The sequence below is a fragment of the Shewanella holmiensis genome, assembly GCF_025370255.1.
GTDB lineage: Bacteria > Pseudomonadota > Gammaproteobacteria > Enterobacterales > Shewanellaceae > Shewanella > Shewanella holmiensis.
On sequence record NZ_JAMTCD010000005.1, the window covers coordinates 131833 to 150535 of the forward strand.

The window sequence follows — 18703 nt, forward strand, 5'->3', positions numbered from 1 at the left end:
TAAAGGATTTAATTAAATATCAGTCCAAAGACGTCCATTAATACCCACCACTTACCAACGCTAAATGGTGGGTGATATGGTGAGTAACTTAGTATATAGTCAATGCGTAGTGGTGGGTAAAAACACCCACCCTTGTATTTAACTGGAGACTAAGGGCTGATGGGAAAGTTAACCGCAAAGGAAGTAGCAGCAAAATCCAAGGGAGAGCCTGGTCGATTCGCCGATGGTGAAGGCCTGTATTTTGTTGTACCCAAATCCGGCAAACCATTTTGGATGCTACGCTATACCGCCAACAAGAAACGCAAAGAGATGACACTGGCTAAATACAGTGATCTTTCATTGGCAGATGCACGCGCTGAAGCCGCAATTAAAATGAAGCAGTTTCGTGATGGCTTAGATCCTCTAGTCGCCAAGAAACGTGCCGAACAAGCCGAAATTAAAACCGTTGATGATCTCTTTGCCGATTGGCATTTAGGCAATATCAAAAGACTCAAACATCACGAAATCCCCGAACGTATCTACCGTAAAGACATTGCTCCCCATATAGGCAACTTCAACGTCGATAGCGTCACTGCCAGAGACATAAGAGCAGTATTACAGGCCATTGCAGCCACTAACCGCCCAGCAATCGCTAACGATGCTCTGATGTACAGCAAACAGCTTTTCAATCACGGCATAAAACTGGATCTGCTTAGCGCAAATCCAGCGAGTGCATTTTCTGTTTCTGATGCTGGTGGAGTAGAAAAGAGTAAAGACAGAGCCTTAACCATCGAAGAGCTCACTCAATTTTTTAAAACTGCACGCGAAAATAGCGACAGCTTTAGTCGTGACAACTATCTAGCCTGTGCGTTACTGGTTACTCTGGGGATTAGGAAGTCTGAATTGGCTGAAGCGCCATGGAAGGAATTTGATCTTGAGCAGAAGGTTTGGAACTTATCGAAAGAGCGAAGTAAATCAGGTGTTGGCATAGCAATCCCATTACCTGAAATAGTTATGGGCTGGATACAAGAATTAAAGATTAGAGCTTGTGGCTCTGAATATCTGTTTCCTAGCAGACGTTCAAGCAAGAACCCACACATGGGCTCAGACACATTAAACAGAGCGATCACTAAGCTTTTTGGTCATGAAGCCGGTAAGAAAAAACAACCACCTAACTTAATGGGCGATATGGCCCACTTTACCGTCCACGACTTGCGCCGCACTTGTCGTACTTTATTAGCCAAGCAAGGCACACTTGGACATGTAGCAGAGCGTTGCTTGAATCATAAGCTTAAAGGTGTAGAAGGGATTTATAACCAACATGATTATTTTGAAGAGCGAAAAGAGGCACTGGATAAATTGGCGACACATCTAAAAAACATTATTCAAAGTAATTGAACTCAACTCAACACTGAGATGTCACCATCACAAGCTAAGCTAATACAGCTAAGGAATTGCTTGTGATGGTAAGTGACCTTCTTCTAATCTAATCCTCTTCCTCATCATGACCCTGGTATTCATCATGATTAGGATTTAACTGGTTAGCATGGTTGTCTAGGCTATCCCAGTAAGCATCATTATTCGGATTCATGCTATCACTACGATCATCGTTTGGTGTTCTGCTCATGATGGTTTTCCTCGGAGTTTAAATTTAAGTGTTTGAACAATTGCTATGTGAGAGCCTAATGTTCGGATGAAATAGCTCGGCCCTTTAACAGACAGCGGCAACATTTTCTAATGCCTTTGCTACTTGCTCTAATTCTTCAGGCGTTGCACATCGTGAGCCAAATTTCGCCCTCTCTTTTGACAGTCGCTCAAACTCGTCTGGATTTTCAAGCAAATGCTCTGCTAACTCTAATGGCGTCTGTTTGCCGGCATCACGATGCCATGCCATTTTAGGTGCGATCGCAATTAGCTGCCGCACAGCATGCAGGTTACCCATCCAGGTAGCGGTATGAAGCGGAGTTCGCCCATCAACTGTGACCAGATCTAAACGACATGGCAGGTTTAATAGGTAGTTCAAACAATCAACACTGTGTGATTTAGCTGCTGAATGCAGAGCTGTCATACCTTTTATGTCTTGTAAATCTGGATTGGCACCCACCTCAAGCATGATTTTGACTAATTCGGCATCACCGGCCTGAGCCGCCAGCATTAAAGGTGTTTGCCCCTTAATGTCGACAATATTCAGCTGTTTAGGGTGCTCATTTGCAAGTTGCCCAATACAGTTGCGCCATTTTTTGAGGAACAAGTTAAACCTGTCCACTTCGCCTTTGTATTCAAAAGGTGCCATTTGCTTAATAATTGGTAACCGCTCAACAAAACTACTTCTCATTTTAAAAAGCAACATCAAGACTGAGTTACCATCCACTTCCGGTATGTTTGAATTGAGCAGTTGCCGGTTAGCTTTAATCCACTTAGACAGCTCGCTTTCTGTACCCGCATCAAGCAGTTTCACCAGTTCTTTGAAAGCCCGATCAAACTGCTTGCTGTTACCTCTCGCAATAGCTGATACGCCCGGATAAGGTTTATAAAGTGTTTCCCAAAAATAATCAGATACCCATCGTGCTGTATCTTCAATTGAAGGTATTTGATCACACTCACTCATCATCCCACCAGCAAGCATCTCACGATAGAACTTTTCATGGTTGTTATGAATTAGTTTTTGATTGGCGACCGATAATGCAAAGGCATCTCGGGCAATTTCGCCACGAATCGGACCATAGTTACGATCATTAAGAGCATCCAATGCTTCCTTGAAATATTTCCCTGCATCATCAAATTTGTTACAAGCCAGCAAATGCTTCGCCTTGTATTGTAAAATGGGAGCTTTCCAAAGTTCATATCCTTGGCTTTCTTCTGCCTCAGCAAGCAGAACGGCAACATTCACTAGAGTGTCTTTTGATCTTTGTTTACGCTCGCCATTCAGATACCCATCAAGTTCCAAAAGACTAGCTTGAACAGTTTCTTCAGGTGACGCTGCCAACTCACGCAAACGATTTAGAGCAAGCTTTTTTGCCTTACTAGAAAGCTGGGGATGCGCGGCAATCTGACTCACCACCCAGTAACTCTTTTCATGCTGCAGTGCTCTCCATGGAGAAGCAACTTGCATCCTGGATAGCAGTTGCCCAGATCTTTCCATTTCAGAATAAAACGATTTAGCTCTCTCAACCTTTCTTTGGATAATTTTCGTCGCAGACTCTGGACTCAAACCAATATGATCTTCCAAGCCCTCGCCAGGTTGCATGTCATAAAAACGACGAGTCAGCAGTTGTGCTAGTTCTTGATTGGCCGTTGTATAGCGTGACGGGAGTATTGACAGGAAAATACCGAACTTATCCCACTCAGGAAGCTGCTCCTCAAACCAACGATTTTCTGCAGCCTCCCCTTTATCAGCACAATTACACCAGGCTCCAATTGTCGTGTTATAAACAAATTTATAAATACCAAATAGTTGCAGTACTTTGTTTTGCTGTTCATCAACGCACTGGCGATCAATATCAGGACACAGAAACTTCAATAAGCGCGAGTATCCATCCTGCACAGTACGCGCAAGTAGAAAGCGTTGGCGTATGGTTTTCATTGACGGCACAGCATATCGTTGCGCTATGTATATAACAAACCTGGCTTGCTCTTCCTCACTGGCACTGCCAGCTAAAATAGCGTCCAACAGCCCTGGTTGAGTCATCGGAATTTCCATACTCAGCAGCTCAACTGAAAGGTTTTTACCTTTAACAAATGCTAATGCGGTATCGAACTGCTGGGCAGGTGTTTGAGTATCGTAAAATTGAAATGCACCATCGAAACTGAGTTGTGCATCATCTGCAAAATACTTTTCGATAGAATCAGGGCTGATGGATGTGGCAGCTCGCCAGTTATATAGGGAGCGTCTCAGCCCCTCATGCAGGCCATCAGTAGAATCACTGCGCTGATCAGAGAAGACTTCTTGTGGCATTCCAAGCAAGTCAAGCAGCCAGTTAACCACTTGAGCAACTGGCATATATAAAGTGGCATTTCCGCTATGTTCAATAATTTCAGGAAGATACCAAAATCTACCGTCCGGCATACCCGCATCTAATGGTTTAGGCAGGTTCCAAAATGCAACTCGACGTGCCAGACCTGGCACGAGAAAATAGCCCAACATATCCCAGACAATTTGCCGCAGGTCTGCTGCAAAGGTCCATGTATTGAGCTCAATCTGCTTATAAGCATTAGCAAACTCCATTAGGTTATGCATTGCATCAAGTTGCATTTGCGGATCCATGTCAAAGGCGTCAAAGACAGCATCTAACGTTTCGACGCCCATAACCCTGTGCATATCCAGGCTTAACTGGCCCTTGGCAAACTTATTTTTCTTGTTTGTTGGGTAACCTTGAATCCCCGCACTTTGGCGGATTTCAAGCAAAATAGACTCAATTAGTGGCAAACTGCTCATCGTTAGTTCCTTTAGCTGACCGACTGCTGATCATTCTGGCAATTCCATTCCTTGTTTTCACTGAAACCTGATGTATCCCCCCTACAAACCAAATGAGCAACTGCTTTATGTAATTGTTTTAGAATTGCTTTCAACTAATTTGGTTGAAGTGTTTGCTTAAACCACAATCTCAAATTCTTCCTTTTTACTAGACTATCCAAGTGTTGTGCCCATGCTGAACATCGACAGCACTTTGCGGTCGATTTCATCGGTGAGCCTGGTTTGGTTCTTCTTGATGAGCTGAGGCTCAAAAGAGCCATTTCTATCACGAGGCGTTTCTAGCTCAAAGTTGCCTGACGGGTGCTTAATCGTTTTAGCCGTTTTACCATTCTTGCGGTTAGGTTGCTCATCATGAGCCAAGTGCTGCTCAAGTTCGGCTTGAAGCGCCGCTTCGGTAAGTTGTTTAATCAAGGGGCCAAGAATACTGTCTTTGCCTGTGAGGTTTTTACCTGCTTGAAGATCTTTAGGGGCTTGTTCAAAGTTAAAAGGTTGAGTCATGTGTCATTCCTGTTTTTGTACAGTTTACTGAAATGACACAGAATTATGAACACTACCGGTCGATACAAATGCTAAACTTGCCCATCAATTTCTTTATATTTGTCGACTAACTCGACTAGCTTTTGAAAAACAGTGTCTTTCTTTGCTTTGTACTGTGGGTCGAGGGGGCTCACGTCTGGTAGCGTAGCGTTTAGCTCGGTCCCATTATCGCTGGCATACCCTCGTTTGAGAGATGCTGCGATGTAGCGCTTGGTAGCTTCTTCATTAAGGTTTTCTGCACTTATCAACTCTTCGGCTTCTCGCTTTTGTTCAGCTCTGGCAAACTTAGCGAAAGCATCAATGATGCTCGCTTTATCCCCAATCTCATCCAGGTTAGTTTGATTAATGAAATCTACAATTAAGCTCTCTTTGGCACGGTTACCAAGACTGGCGTGAATGAGACGGCGTACTTCTCCGATTAGCTCATCTTTACCTTTTCGCTTCTTGTTGTGTTCGATAATTAAATCAAGGGTGTAATCTAGATTGATCTCCTTTGATTTGATTAGGTCTACTTCAAAAACAACATCATCCCAGTCAAAGGTCAAGTTGTTGTTTTGATTAGCCTCTCTCTGAATGCGCAACCAATCTCTAATATCATTGTAAGTTGATTGGTAATCTTGAATCACTCGCTCAGGTGGCACCTCGATGCTTTGCATTTGGGCGATGTCATTATCATTGGCATGGTGCTTTGCTTTGAACTCTTCAACCGCTTTTACATCACCGATATCGATTTTTTTCCAAGCTTTGAGAACAGCAAATTCGTCAAAGCTCTGTAATGCTTTTTCAATGCGAAGGTATTTCCCAAACAATTTTACGAATTCTTTTTTATCTATCTCTCTTATTATCCTAGTTGGCTCAGCAAATTTACTTTGAAGCTCGGCCACTATTTCAGAATATCCGCGATGAGGTTTGCTCAGTGTGTTGCCTGCAAAGCCATTCATGTACTCTTGATAATTCATTTCTAACACTGTGTGCTTAGCATTTTCCGTATCAAAGAGGATGATAGCATCATCGGTCGCTTTTTCTAAGTCACGGAAAGTAACAATATTGCCGAAGGTTTTGGTAGCGTTGTAGATCCGATTAGTGCGCGAATAGGCCTGCATTAAGCCATGATTACGTAGGTTCTTGTCAACAAACAGGGTGTTGAGAGTTGGAGCATCAAAGCCAGTGAGAAACATGCCTACCACGATAAGCAGGTCGACCTCTTGTTTTTTCACTCGCTGCGCCAGATCGCGGTAGTAATTCTGGAAACCTTTGCTATCCACTCCAAAGTTTGTTTTGAAGCAAGTGTTGTAGTCTTCGATAGCCTTACTCAAGAACTCTTTAGCACTGCTATTCATCGCAGATACATCAAAGCTCTCATCCTGAATATCGCCAATGGCAGCTTGCTCTTCGTTAGCGGCGAACGAAAAGATGGTTGCAACTTTCAGTGGGTGTTTAGTTTTATTCTCGTTTTGTAGGGCACTAAAGCACTCGTAGTAGACTTTCGCGGCATCAACGCTGCTGACGGCAAACATAGCATTGAACCCTTTGCCTACACCCTGTAAACGATTGGTTTTTCTGCGGAAGCTCTTGAGAATGTATTTTGATATTTTTTTAATTCGCTCTGGATGTAAAAACTCTTTTTTCTTCTCATGAAAACTTAGCTTTTCTTCGTTACTTTCGGTTTCAATATCACCAAATTTCGGACTAACATTGATGTAGTCCACCTTGAACTTCAATACTTTTTCATCGCGAATCGCATCGGATATTTTGTACGGATGTGATATGAGGTCGCCAAACACACTGGCAGTGGTTTTTCCTCTGATGGCATTTCCTTTTAATATTGGTGTACCGGTAAAGCCAAATTGATAATAATGTTTAAATTTTTCCTTCAGGTTTTTCTGTGATTCGTCAAATTGACTGCGATGACATTCATCAAAGATAAACACAACCTGCTTGTCGTAGATTGGTAGGCTATTTTCTCTTTTGATTAGTTTGTTGAGCTTTTGGATGGTCGTAACGATAATTTTGTTATCGTCTTTATCCAGGTTGCGCTTTAAACCAGCAGTACTATCAGAACCATTTACGCTATCAGGGGAAAAACGTTGATACTCTTTCATGGTCTGATAGTCGAGGTCTTTACGGTCGACAACAAAGAATACTTTAGCGATGAAATCCAGCTTCGTAGCTAGCTGTGCAGCTTTAAAGCTAGTAAGTGTTTTACCTGAGCCAGTGGTATGCCAAATATAACCTCCGCTTTCTACCTTGCTCCAGTTATTACTCTGATAAGCACTATTGATTCTCCCAAGAATGCGTTCCGTTGCGGCAACTTGATAAGGACGCATCACCAGAAGCGTATTGCTGACATCAAATACACTGTAGTGAAACAGCACTTCAAGGAGGGTGTCTTTTTGTAAAAATGTAGCGGTAAAGCTTCTAAGATCTTTAATCGGCGTGTTATTTAAATACGCCCAGTTCATGGTGAAGTCGAAGCTGTTCTTGTCGCGCTTAGTAGTATTGGCAAAATAGCGCGTGTCTGTGCCATTAGAGATCACAAAAAGCTGTAAGAACTTGTACAAAGAGTTTTCTGCGTTAAAACTCTCTTTGCTGTAACGGTGTAGCTGATTAAAGGCCTCACGAATGGCTACACCGCGCCTTTTTAGTTCAGCATGTACCAGCGGTAAGCCATTGACCAAAATGGTCACATCGTAGCGATTAGCTGCCGTACCGGTTTGCTTAAACTGCTTAATGACCTGCACTTTGTTACGAGCAATGGTCTTCTTGTCGAACAGGTAGATGTTTTCTATATGGCCATCATCAAACACAAAGTCGAAGATGTAGTCATCATGAACTTTGCGGGTTTTGTCGACAATGTTGTCACTAGGGTTATCTAGGTACAGCTCAACAAAGCGTTGCCACTCCCCATCAAGAAATCTAACATTATTAAGCGCTTGCATCTGATCTCTCACATTAGCCAGCATCTTCTCTGGGCTATTTAAACCCGGTAAATATTCGTAACCTTGGTTTTGAAGGTCTTCAACGAGCTCACATTCAAGCTTTTCTTCGCTTTGATAGTTATTACTGGGCTGCCTGGCCTGAATATATTTATCAACTACGATAAAGGTATTTGGCTTAGAGCTGATATTAAAGTTAGTCATTTGTAGTCCTTTACTTCGTACTATCGAAGGGAATTATTTAATAACTTCATGCAGCAATCATTTGATTATTTGACTATCTTCATGATGTTATTACATGATGGCTTAGCCAGAGCTTCCACTGGTATATTTTGACGCTGTTTTGAAATGAGTGGCCTGCGATCATTAGTTTGGCGGCCACTTTTTGTTTACTGATAGTGAAACAGCTAAACCTGTCCTCCCACACCTTTGAATTTTTCAACAAAAGCAGCAATTTTCTGAAAAACCGTTTGCTTCTGGGTTCGGTACTGTGGGTTCAATGGGCTAAGTTTGGGCAGCGCCTCATTAAGTGCAGTGCCATTTTCAGAGGCGTACTCACGTTTGAGTGATGACGCAATATAACGTTTGGCAGCATCGATATTGAGCTTTTCAGAGGCAATAATGGCATCGGCTTCGCGCTTCTGCTCCGCCTGGGCGAATTTGAAGAAAGCGTCGATAATGCTGGCTTTATCATTGATCTCATCCAGGTTTGTCTGGTTAATAAAATCAACCACTAAGCTCTCTTTCGCTCTATTACCAAGGCTACCGCGAATCATACGGCGGACTTCTTCAATCAAGCCTTCTTTGCTCTTGTTCTTCTTATTGTGATCAAAAATCAGTTCAAGAATGTAATCGAGGTTGATTTCTTGCGATTTAAGCAAATCAATTTCAAAGACCACATCGTCCCAGTCTACCGTTGACTTATCTTTGTCCTGGCCTTCTTTATCGCGTCGTAACCAGTCGCGGGTATCATTGTAAGTTGAGCGATAATCTTGAATAGCACGCTCGCTTGGCATATCGATGGTTTGCATTGCCTCGATGTCAGCATCGTCCAGATAGTACTTTGACTTGAACTCTTCAACAGCTTGTTCATCACTGGTATCTAAGCTTTGCAGTGCTTTCAAGCCAGCAAACTCATCGTAGTTTTGTAAAATATTTTCTGCTTTTAGGTATTCACCGAACAGCTTGGCAAACTCTTTTTTATCTTGTTCTTTTTCAATATTTTCTGGGTTTGGAAAGCGTTCTTGCAGCTCTTTTACGATATCAACAAAACCTCGACGCGCTTGGCCAGTAGCAATATCGTTAAAGCCTTCCATGTATTCTTTGTAGCTCTTCTCCAACACCACGTTTTTGGTGTTTTTGTCACCAAACAAGGTGATGGCGTCAATGGTTGCCTGCTCCAAGTCCCGAAAGGTAACAATATTGCCAAAGGTCTTCGTAGCATCATAAATGCGGTTAGTGCGAGAGAACGCCTGCATCAATCCGTGATAGCGCAAATTCTTATCAACAAACAAGGTGTTAAGCGTGGGCGCATCAAAACCGGTTAAAAACATACCGACCACTATAAGCAGATCTATTTCTTGATTCTTCACGCGCTGGGCAAGGTCACGGTAATAATTCTGAAAGCCATTACTGTCCACGCCATAGTTAGATTTAAACATGGCGTTGTAATCCGTAATCGCGGCGCTCAAAAACTCTTTCGCACTGCTGTTCATGGCACTAACTTCAAAGCTCTCATCTAAAATATCACCAATAGCGTCCTGCTCTTCATTGGCAGCAAATGAGAAGATAGTCGCAATTCGCAGAGGTTTACTTGTAGTTCCATTCTCAGCCTCGGCATGCAATGTTTTGAAGGTTTCATAGTACGCTTTCGCAGCATCAACACTACTTACCGCAAACATGGCGTTAAAGCCTTTCGCGCCAGAATAGGCTCGATGGGTTTTCTGATTAAAATGATTAAGAATATACTGCGAGATTTCACGAATGCGCATCGGATGTAAGAACGCTTGTTTGTTCTCAGCGGCACTAAGCTTCTTATCATCCAGCTCAGTCTCAATGCTCTTAAATTGTGGGCGAACGTCATTATAGTCCACTTTGAACTTGAGTACTTTTTCATCACGGATAGCATCGGTAATCACATAAGTGTGCAACTGCTGACCAAACACGTCGCCCGTGGTTTCTGCACCCAAGGCGTTTTCTGGGAAAATTGGCGTACCGGTAAAGCCAAACTGGTAGTACTTTTTGAATTTCTTCTTCAGATTTTTCTGCGCCTCACCAAACTGGCTGCGATGACACTCGTCAAAAATAAAGACAACTTGCTTGTTGTAGATAGCTAAATCGCTTTCGCTTTTGATTAAGTTGTTGAGCTTTTGGATTGTGGTAACAACAATTTTGTTATCGTCTTTATCCAGGTTGCTTTTAAGCCCTGCGGTACTGTCTGAACCGTTCACACTATCGGGCGAGAAGCGCTGATACTCTTTCATGGTCTGATAGTCGAGGTCTTTTCTGTCCACCACAAAAAAGACTTTATCGATACAGTCTAAATCGGTGGCCAAACGTGCCGCTTTAAAGCTGGTGAGTGTTTTGCCAGAACCCGTGGTGTGCCAAATATAGCCGCCGCTTTCAGGCTTAGCCCAATCTTTAGCGTTAAACGCGCTCTTTATCTTCCATAAAATGCGCTCAGTGGCCGCAATCTGGTAGGGGCGCATTACAAGTAAGGTATTGCTGACGTCAAACACCGAGTAACGCAAGATCACTTCAAGCAACGTCTCTTTCTGGAAAAAAGTGGCGGTAAAGTCTTTTAAATCCTTGATCAGCGTATTGTCTGACTTCGCCCAGTTCATCGTAAAGTCGAAGCTGTTTTTGTCTCGTTTAGTGGTATTGGCAAAATAGCGCGTGTCGGTGCCATTAGAGATCACAAACAACTGCAAGAACTTGTACAACGAGTTCTCTGCATTAAAGCTTTCTTTGCTGTAGCGATGTATTTGGTTAAACGCCTCACGGATTGCCACACCACGCTTTTTAAGTTCGATTTGCACCAAAGGCAAACCATTGACCAAAATCGTGACGTCATAACGATTAGCGTGACTACCCGTTTGTTCAAACTGCTTAATGACCTGCAATTTGTTACGAGCAATGGTTTTCTTGTCGAACAGGTAGATGTTTTCTATATGGCCATCATCAAAGACAAAATCGAAAATATAGTCACTGTGCACCTTGCGGGTTTTGTCGAGAATATTGTCGCTGGGTGTGTTCAGGTATTGCTCGCAAAAGCGAGCCCACTCGCCATCAGTGAACTGGACCTTATTGAGGGCTTGTAGCTGCTTGCGCACATTCGCCAGCATGGCATCGGGCGTGGTTAGCGCTGGTAAATATTCATAGCCCTGATTAACTAAGTCTTGGATCAGTTCACGCTCTAAATCACCTTCGCTCTGGTAGCCCTCAGCAATTTGGTCTTGGCGTGTGTATTTATCTAAAACAATAAAGTTATTCGATTCTGCAATACTTTTATAGCTGGTCATTGTAACTCCTGCTTCTTGAAGCCATATGTTCTAAACAAGTGATTGACTAAAGCTTCAAGATTTTCCTTATCTTTTTCTTCAATATCTGTAATTTCTTCCCCAGCATGTGCAGAGTGGCTGGCCAAGTTAAGAATTCTGTTTGAAAATGGATCAGGTGAGCCATCAGCGGTTTTTATCAAAAGATCTTCCCAGCGCGGATACCCAAGGAAAGTAGCGGTTTTTTCTAAAATATTTCTCATGAATGAAAAGTGATACTTTCTGACTTGTTTATTTTTAATAGCTTCACGAATTTCAGATAATAAGAATAGATGATACGAAAAGGGGTGATCATTCGAACTGTTCAGTTCGAAAGTTTCGTCAACATTTTTAACAAGCCTATGCTTTTCTGATTGATCGCGTTTATATAACCACGCTGGAATTTTACCTTCTGCTGGGTTTTTAATATCGTTATTTAACTCATTGTGTAAAACATTATAAAACAATGGGCTATGTGTCGTGATGACGAATCTGAGACCGCGCCCTTCAAAGTAATAGCTTCTTTTGATTAAATCAGCTAAATCAACGGCCAGTTCAATAAGGTGGGTATCATCCAATGAACTCACTGGATCATCAATAAATACGTATTCTAAAGCATCAAACTTATCAGTAATTCTATTGGTAGCATCTTGTTCATTAAGGGTGGAGATAACTTGTTGTAAAAGGGTGTACATAACACTCCAAACAAAGTTGCTTTCCTCACCTTTTGAAACTTTTATTACTTCGTATTTACCCTGAACTATGTTTTCGACACCATCAGACGCAGCAACAGCAGCCTCGTAGTTAACTGGCTCATTTGCGGCTACTTGAAAAGTGACCTCAGAAAATGAAGGTATCGTTACTTCCTTTTCATCAATTTTAGTTTTGTATTTTTCATTAAATATCGGGGTAGCTTTACTACCCGTATAACGTTGAAAGTTTGTAGCGATGTTACCGTCTTCACCTAAATCTTTTAACAAATCTATCAACCAACCCGTAAAAGTATTTGGTTGTATCTTCAACTTTGGGTTTGAATCTTCTTTTAAATCATTATCCCAATAAAACAGGTCTTCCGTAAATGCGTTGTAGTACAGGAACTTTTCACGCGATTGTCCAGCGTCTACGACAGTATCATCGTCTTGCTTAGAAGGAGCTATTTCCTCCTTAAAAGCTCGTGACAAACGCGTTTTACCTGTGCCATTAAAGGCATAGATCAACTGTACCTTTTTCTTCTTGCTGATTAAGTCTTTAGCTATGTCCTTTAGTTCCTTACCCATATTAAGCTGTCACCTCTTCTGATTTAGGGAAGCTCAACAACAGGTCACGATAATACTCGTATTGCTTTTGGCGGAGTTCTATTTCGCGGGGCAGACCCTCTTTAATTGAACAGGTCAAAGTATCAAATTTATCTAAGATAGCCACAATGCGTTCCTGTTTTTTAATAGAAGGAACTGGAACCTCTAGCTTAGCCAAATCAGATTTATTCACTGCTGGAACACCACCTTCTTTTTTTAATCCTAATAACAGCTGATTATTCGACTGAAGAATGTAAAAAAGGTACTTATTGATTAGCGCTTTGTTATCTATAGACCGTATTTTGTAACAAAGAGGACCTAACCAAAATGGCTTATTTTGGTAACCAACAAAGCCAATGCCACCTTGCCCTCTTGATGGGGTCGTTACAGTATCGCCCTCACAATTACTCAGAGCACAATATCCAGACCTAGTTGTACCAGCATTGATGTAATCAAACTCCGCCTCTGTATCCAAAATCTCAGATGGCTTCTGACCTGTTTTTATTTCTGCGATTTTACCTAACGCCTTCCACTCAACGTCACCCTCTTCAAAACTTAACAACTGGTCGCGGTAGTAATTGTATTGTTTTTTACGCATGTTAAGCTCGGCGGTCAGCTCGGCGGTCAGCTCGGCGGTCATGGCGGTAAATGCGTCCAGAATACGCACTATTTCAGCTTGTATTGCCAGCGATTTTTCTGGGTTATTTGGGCATGGGATGGGGATTTCTAGTTTGTCAATATTGTTTGCCTTTAGATACCCCTGACCCGAGTTGTTTTTTACTGCTTGAAAATGACTTTTCATCCTAGGTGAGTCAAAGAAATGCCAAAAATACCTACTCATAATGACAGTTTCATCTAACCGAATAAGGTACATATTTTGACCATAAAACGCTAAGTCTGATTCCTTTACAACAGCTACTTCACCAATTGTACCAATCATGCTTATTAAAAAATCACCAGCAAGAATCGGCCTATTACGAGATAATTCAATATAATCTTCGCGAGAAATAAACTTGGTTTTATCGAAACTTATATGGCCACCCTTAATATTTTTTGATGTGATGTATGGAATTGTCTCTCCTTCATTGAATTTTGGAGTTGCGGGCATGATCCAAAACTTATCTACCACCAATTGCTCTAACAGCTTCCACTCTACCTCAATCCCATCCAACAGTTTTTCCATATAGCTTAAATGACTCATGCCTCATCCTCCTCACCTTCAATTTCCGAGACAATGGCGTCAATATCAATGCGAAGCTTATCGATTTTTGCAACAGTGGTTTTTAGAGCTCGATTGAGTTCAGTAATGTTTGTGACTACGCGATTATCTTTCGCTTCTACATAACTGCTCACCGAAAGGTTATAGCTATTGGCTGCAATGACATCTAAATCAACGGATTTGGCAAAGTGATCCACGTCCTCTTTGCTGGCAAACACTTTCATGATGTCTTCGATGTGCTGATTGGTGATAACGTTGGTATTGGTTTCCTTTTTAAAGTAAGCCTCGCCACTGGCGTCAATAAACTGCGTGGTGGTGTCAGTTTTGTGTTTAGACAGCACTAAAATATTTACCGCAATGGTGGTGCCAAAGAACAGGTTAGGTGCCAGTGAAATTACCGTTTCAACGTAGTTGTTATCAACCAAGTACTGGCGAATTTTTTGTTCAGCACCACCACGGTAGAAAATACCGGGGAAGCAAACAATCGCCGCACGGCCTTTGCTTGATAAGTAACTAAGCGCATGCAGCACAAAGGCAAAGTCGGCCTTTGATTTGGGCGCAAGCACGCCAGCGGGCGCAAAGCGGTCGTCGTTGATTAAGGTTGGGTCGTCGCTACCAATCCATTTCACCGAATAAGGCGGGTTAGAGACAATCGCATCAAAGGGTTTGTCGTCTAAAAAGTGCGGTTCAATTAAAGTATCACCCAACTGAATATTAAACTTGTCGTAGTTAATGTTGTGCAAAAACATATTCATACGCGCCAAGTTGTAGGTGGTGTGGTTGAGCTCTTGACCAAAAAAACCATCTTCAATGATATGCGCATCGAAGTGCTTTTTAGCTTGTAACAGCAACGAGCCCGAACCCGCCGCAGGGTCATAGATTTTATTCACACTGGTTTGGCCGTGCATGGCGAGCTGCGCGATCAATTTTGAGACGTGCTGAGGCGTGAAAAATTCGCCACCGGATTTACCGGCATTGGCCGCGTAGTTAGAGATAAGGAACTCATAAGCGTCACCGAATAAATCAATTTGGTTGTCTTCAAAATTACCGAAGGTTAAACCTGCCACGCCTTTTAACACAGCGGCTAGGCGTTTGTTTTTTGCCTCTACCGTATTACCCAGACGATTACTGGTGGTATCAAAATCCGCAAACAAGCCTTTGATGTCTTTTTCTGAATCATAGCCATTGGCTGAGTTTTCAATGGCAGCAAAAATAGTAGCTAAATCGGTATTTAAGTTTTCGTTTTTGTGTGCATTGGCAGCAACATTACTAAACAACTGGCTAGGAAGAATAAAATAGCCTTTTGTACGAATGGCATCATCTTTTGCCGCTATGATATTTTCATCGCTGTCGTCCATGGCAGCATAATTAACGCTTTCATCACCGCCAGTAATGTAAAGCTCAAAGTTCTCACTGATAAAGCGGTAGAACAGCGTACCCAATACATACTGCTTAAAATCCCAGCCATCCACTGAGCCTCGCACATCGTTGGCAATCGCCCATATTTGGCGTTGAAGTTCGGCACGTTGTTGTAAACTTGTCATTATTAGAATTCCTGATCGTTCTAAATTGCACTTTATGAGGGCAACCTATTAATTATTAATTTACTTGCTCTAGTTCTACTAAAGCTTGTTCTGCGATATGCCAAGGTAGACGCCTGCCATTGGCTTGCATCTGCTTATAGGCTGCTCGCGCTTGTTCGGTATTGATTTGCTGATGAACCACCAGTTGGCTTACTAGCCAAACTGTGCCTTTAACAATGGCAGCTTCTTTTTCTGCTGCTTTTCTCAGTGCCATATCACCAGTCAGTAAAGGACACTGTTCTTGCTTTGCTAAAGCAAGGGCAAAACAATCGTTTCGGCTCGCTTGGGTATAGGTCCCCGTTAGCTGCATGGCATACATCATTGATTCTGCAGAAACCTCTTTTAGCGCTAACCCTAAATCCAGAAGGTGGGGATGATCTTCTTCAAGTTCTTCAACAAAAAGAATATCTGGCGTTGCAAAGTCATAGGGCAACTGAAACATTGCTTCCAGTAAACCACCTTCTTCCATGTCAATGAGGATATTGGCATCACTAATTAGCAGCTGCTGCACGGCTAGCCTCCTGAGCTAACTGTGCTTGAGTCGGCACCTCCAACTTTCGTTCTTTACGAAAGCTAGAAACAGACATGCCAAGTAACTCTGCAGCTTTTGACTCCCCTATGTATTCTTCACCTAAAGCACGATATACCAACTGCTTATGTAGATAAGTCGATTCATGAGGGTATGCTTTTCCTGGCTCCTCCGTTCGCCAGCCATTTTTGCTAAACAGCATAAATAGGTTTTTCTGAGTCGCAGGCGTAATTATTCCACATTGGCCAGCTCGAAACAGTGCCGCTAGCATGCTAATACCGTATTCGTGCTTTAGCATCAGTAATTCACGCGGTTCAATATGACGGCGCTTTTCACCCAAGTGTTCAATAAGTGATTGGGTAGGTAAAAGAAATGCACCAGCAAAGGCATTACAAGCCTTCTCCTCATCAATCCCTTCAGCTAAACGACCATGCACGACTAAGTGCCCAAGTTCATGGGCCAAGGTGAAGCGCTGACGGTCACCACTTTGGGCGGTAGAGATCACCACTACAGGAGTGCTACCAATCTTGCCCGCTAAACCGTCAAACTTCTTATCTGTTTCCACATCCGTGGTAATAATCATCACGCCCTTAGCTTCGAGGGTATCGATCATATCGTGAATAGGGTTTAGCCCTAGCTCCCAAGCATGGCGCATCTGAATAGCCAAGTCTTCCGCTTGTTCTAAGCTAAAGATTTGTTCTGGAAGTTCATCAGGTAGAGCAAACTCAGGGATCGGTTTTACCGAGTCCGGATAAAGCTCTAAGAGCTCCTGCCAGCGTTCAGCTTGGTCTAATACGTCACCATTGATTCGGTCTAACACTTTCTTTGGTGTGCTCGCACGCTTGCGGTACTCAACACCCTCTAACTTCACCTTGGTCGGCCGAAAGAAGTACTCGCTGCGCACATCTAGCGCTTTTGCAAGCTTAAGCAAGTTTGAAGATGAGGGCATAGTTGTACCATGTTCGTACTTTTTAATAGCGTTAGCGGACAGGCCAACTTCGCTAGCTAATGCACTCATTGATAGCCCAGCAGCCTTACGGGCTCGTTCTAAGCGTTCTGCAAACATGGTATCCTCTCAAACAACAGATTGGTTTATAAAAATCACTAAACTGTGATTAATATAAACCTAACTACCTTTATTTACCACCTAAAGTAGTTTTCTAATCCTCTTATTTTGCATCATCTTTTTTTGAGTTTCGCTTCTATATCGTACTTAAACAGCAACAATTCATGCAATGGTATTATCAATTAAAGGCCATAACAGAGAATTATAACTGTCTGCACTTACCTCCATGTATTAAGTACTTGAGTCTGTAAATCCCGCTCTTCTATCCTTTCTAAAATCCAATCTTGCACTTCACTCTCTACCCAGGCAACAGCTCTTGCCCCGAGGCTTACAGGCTTTGGAAAGGTTTTATCGGCAATATAGTTATAAATAGTTGAGCGTCCTAGCCCAGTGCAATCCATCACTTCTTTTAGTTTAATTAGTCTCATTGTGAATACCTCATGTTTGATTCACAACATGGGGAACACTGGTAAATTTTAACTTTGCAGATCATCATTCTCGAACGAATTTCAGGTATATATCACCTATGTGCATAAGCAAACTAACTCATCAAAGGAACCTCGTTATGCACAAAAAATCAAATACAAACTCGAGTGAAGCTTGGCCATTAACCTCTTTAGAAATTCTTCAAAGTGCCGCCAACATCATTGCCGAAAAACTTAACCATCAAGACGCATACACCAATCCACAGACAACTAAAGACTTTCTGACATATAAGCTAGGCGGTTATGAACGGGAGGTATTTGGGGTAATGATGCTCAACAGCCAACATCAACTGATTGAATTTCGTGAGTTGTTCTTTGGAACCATTGACGCTGCCAGTGTTTATCCAAGAGAAGTAGTAAAAGCGGTACTTGAAGTAAACGCCGCAGCAGTGATCTTTTCCCACAATCACCCTTCCGGTGAGTCTGAGCCTTCTCAAGCAGATAAGCTGATCACAAAGAAGTTAATTGATGCTTTGGGGTTAATAGATGTCAGGGTCTTAGACCACATTGTCGTAGGACAATCGCCGGTATCTTTCGCTGAACGAGGGTTAATATAGCCTAGACCTCAATACCACTAGTATACATTTTAGATTTGGATATTAAGGAGCTCATCATGATTGAATTTACTGACAGCTTTTCTCAAGCTTGTGTGGCTGAAGCCTGTGCCGCTTTCCCTGACTTAAGAAAGCGTTTAATGGTTGAACTGATTTTACCGATGTTTGCAAGGCCGCTTGATCCTGCTGGTAATCAGGCAGGAAAGCCTATTGTTAAACCCAACTCTTATTTGCAAAAAACGGTGTTGTTTGTTGCAGCTAGAGATTTGATTGACCACTTACCCAAAGAGATTGGTTTTTGCCGCTTTACTTGTCACTGTAATGAACACGGTCAGCCTACTGACGTGTGGCAACGTACCATCAATGGGGTCTATTACAACCACGGTGATAATCAACAACCTAACTGGTGTGTTCACACCTAGACTTTAAATCTTTTTTCAACATACATCCTCATCATTTCACGATTTATATCAATCACTTCATACAAGTCCACCAGCAGCATCACACGGA

Annotated in this window: 13 protein-coding genes and 1 pseudogene; 3 read left to right on the forward strand and 11 right to left on the reverse strand. The window is 42.4% G+C overall.

What is annotated here, in order from left to right:
- Positions 1 to 159 precede the first annotated feature (159 nt).
- On the forward strand, positions 160 to 1377 hold the full coding sequence (locus NE535_RS05840) for a tyrosine-type recombinase/integrase (protein ID WP_261297731.1): 1218 nt from the start codon (positions 160 to 162) through the stop codon (positions 1375 to 1377).
- Positions 1378 to 1465: 88 nt separating this feature from the next.
- On the opposite strand, the gene NE535_RS05845 is transcribed toward NE535_RS05840, so the two are convergent.
- The 11 genes and pseudogenes from NE535_RS05845 to NE535_RS05895 all read right to left on the reverse strand — a co-directional run bounded on the left by NE535_RS05845 (position 1466) and on the right by NE535_RS05895 (position 17582).
- A complete protein-coding gene (locus tag NE535_RS05845) occupies positions 1466 to 1606 on the reverse strand; it encodes a hypothetical protein (RefSeq protein ID WP_261297732.1) in 141 nt (46 codons plus the stop codon).
- 84 nt (positions 1607 to 1690) lie between these two features.
- A complete protein-coding gene (locus tag NE535_RS05850) occupies positions 1691 to 4414 on the reverse strand; it encodes an ankyrin repeat domain-containing protein (protein WP_261297733.1) in 2724 nt (907 codons plus the stop codon).
- 207 nt (positions 4415 to 4621) lie between these two features.
- A pseudogene (locus tag NE535_RS05855) lies at positions 4622 to 4951 on the reverse strand (transposase); the annotation flags it as partial.
- A gap of 71 nt (positions 4952 to 5022) precedes the next feature.
- Complete coding sequence (locus NE535_RS05860; RefSeq protein WP_261297734.1) at positions 5023 to 8130, reverse strand: type I restriction endonuclease subunit R; 3108 nt, start codon at positions 8128 to 8130, stop codon at positions 5023 to 5025.
- Positions 8131 to 8333: 203 nt separating this feature from the next.
- Positions 8334 to 11447, reverse strand: a complete 3114-nt coding sequence (locus NE535_RS05865) for an HsdR family type I site-specific deoxyribonuclease (protein WP_261297735.1) — start codon at positions 11445 to 11447, stop codon at positions 8334 to 8336.
- Positions 11444 to 12739, reverse strand: coding sequence for an AAA family ATPase (locus tag NE535_RS05870; RefSeq protein WP_261297736.1), 1296 nt, complete (start codon positions 12737 to 12739; stop codon positions 11444 to 11446). Before NE535_RS05870 ends, NE535_RS05865 begins: the two co-directional genes overlap by 4 nt.
- Position 12740: 1 nt before the next feature.
- Positions 12741 to 13958 carry a restriction endonuclease subunit S gene (locus NE535_RS05875; RefSeq protein WP_261297737.1) on the reverse strand — a complete coding sequence of 406 codons (1218 nt, stop codon included), beginning with the start codon at positions 13956 to 13958 and terminating at the stop codon, positions 12741 to 12743.
- Complete coding sequence (locus NE535_RS05880) at positions 13955 to 15520, reverse strand: type I restriction-modification system subunit M (RefSeq protein ID WP_261297738.1); 1566 nt, start codon at positions 15518 to 15520, stop codon at positions 13955 to 13957. The genes NE535_RS05875 and NE535_RS05880 overlap by 4 nt, the downstream gene beginning before the upstream one ends.
- A 55-nt stretch (positions 15521 to 15575) precedes the next feature.
- Positions 15576 to 16070: a PIN domain-containing protein gene (locus NE535_RS05885; RefSeq protein ID WP_011637413.1), complete on the reverse strand. Its 495-nt coding sequence runs from the start codon at positions 16068 to 16070 to the stop codon at positions 15576 to 15578.
- The gene (locus NE535_RS05890) at positions 16051 to 17154 is read right to left on the reverse strand and encodes a helix-turn-helix domain-containing protein (protein WP_261297739.1); all 1104 of its coding nucleotides are present in this window, start codon (positions 17152 to 17154) and stop codon (positions 16051 to 16053) included. The genes NE535_RS05885 and NE535_RS05890 overlap by 20 nt, the downstream gene beginning before the upstream one ends.
- A 218-nt stretch (positions 17155 to 17372) precedes the next feature.
- Positions 17373 to 17582, reverse strand: a complete 210-nt coding sequence (locus NE535_RS05895; RefSeq protein WP_261297740.1) for a helix-turn-helix transcriptional regulator — start codon at positions 17580 to 17582, stop codon at positions 17373 to 17375.
- A 137-nt stretch (positions 17583 to 17719) separates the two neighbouring features.
- Between NE535_RS05895 and radC the strand changes: the two genes are divergently transcribed.
- Both radC and NE535_RS05905 read left to right on the forward strand, forming a co-directional pair.
- Complete coding sequence (radC, locus tag NE535_RS05900) at positions 17720 to 18196, forward strand: RadC family protein (RefSeq protein WP_261297741.1); 477 nt, start codon at positions 17720 to 17722, stop codon at positions 18194 to 18196.
- 56 nt (positions 18197 to 18252) lie between these two features.
- The gene (locus NE535_RS05905; protein WP_261297742.1) at positions 18253 to 18615 is read left to right on the forward strand and encodes a hypothetical protein; all 363 of its coding nucleotides are present in this window, start codon (positions 18253 to 18255) and stop codon (positions 18613 to 18615) included.
- Positions 18616 to 18703 lie beyond the last annotated feature (88 nt).

What these genes read in the sequence shown, in the direction of transcription:
- NE535_RS05840 (WP_261297731.1), top strand. Translation starts at nt 160, where the DNA reads ATGGGAAAGTTAACCGCAAAGGAAGTAGCAGCAAAATCCAAGGGAGAG.
- NE535_RS05845 (WP_261297732.1), bottom strand. Translation starts at nt 1,606, where the DNA reads ATGAGCAGAACACCAAACGATGATCGTAGTGATAGCATGAATCCGAAT.
- NE535_RS05850 (WP_261297733.1), bottom strand. Translation starts at nt 4,414, where the DNA reads ATGAGCAGTTTGCCACTAATTGAGTCTATTTTGCTTGAAATCCGCCAA.
- NE535_RS05860 (WP_261297734.1), bottom strand. Translation starts at nt 8,130, where the DNA reads ATGACTAACTTTAATATCAGCTCTAAGCCAAATACCTTTATCGTAGTT.
- NE535_RS05865 (WP_261297735.1), bottom strand. Translation starts at nt 11,447, where the DNA reads ATGACCAGCTATAAAAGTATTGCAGAATCGAATAACTTTATTGTTTTA.
- NE535_RS05870 (WP_261297736.1), bottom strand. Translation starts at nt 12,739, where the DNA reads ATGGGTAAGGAACTAAAGGACATAGCTAAAGACTTAATCAGCAAGAAG.
- NE535_RS05875 (WP_261297737.1), bottom strand. Translation starts at nt 13,958, where the DNA reads ATGAGTCATTTAAGCTATATGGAAAAACTGTTGGATGGGATTGAGGTA.
- NE535_RS05880 (WP_261297738.1), bottom strand. Translation starts at nt 15,520, where the DNA reads ATGACAAGTTTACAACAACGTGCCGAACTTCAACGCCAAATATGGGCG.
- NE535_RS05890 (WP_261297739.1), bottom strand. Translation starts at nt 17,154, where the DNA reads ATGTTTGCAGAACGCTTAGAACGAGCCCGTAAGGCTGCTGGGCTATCA.
- NE535_RS05895 (WP_261297740.1), bottom strand. Translation starts at nt 17,582, where the DNA reads ATGAGACTAATTAAACTAAAAGAAGTGATGGATTGCACTGGGCTAGGA.
- radC (WP_261297741.1), top strand. Translation starts at nt 17,720, where the DNA reads ATGCACAAAAAATCAAATACAAACTCGAGTGAAGCTTGGCCATTAACC.
- NE535_RS05905 (WP_261297742.1), top strand. Translation starts at nt 18,253, where the DNA reads ATGATTGAATTTACTGACAGCTTTTCTCAAGCTTGTGTGGCTGAAGCC.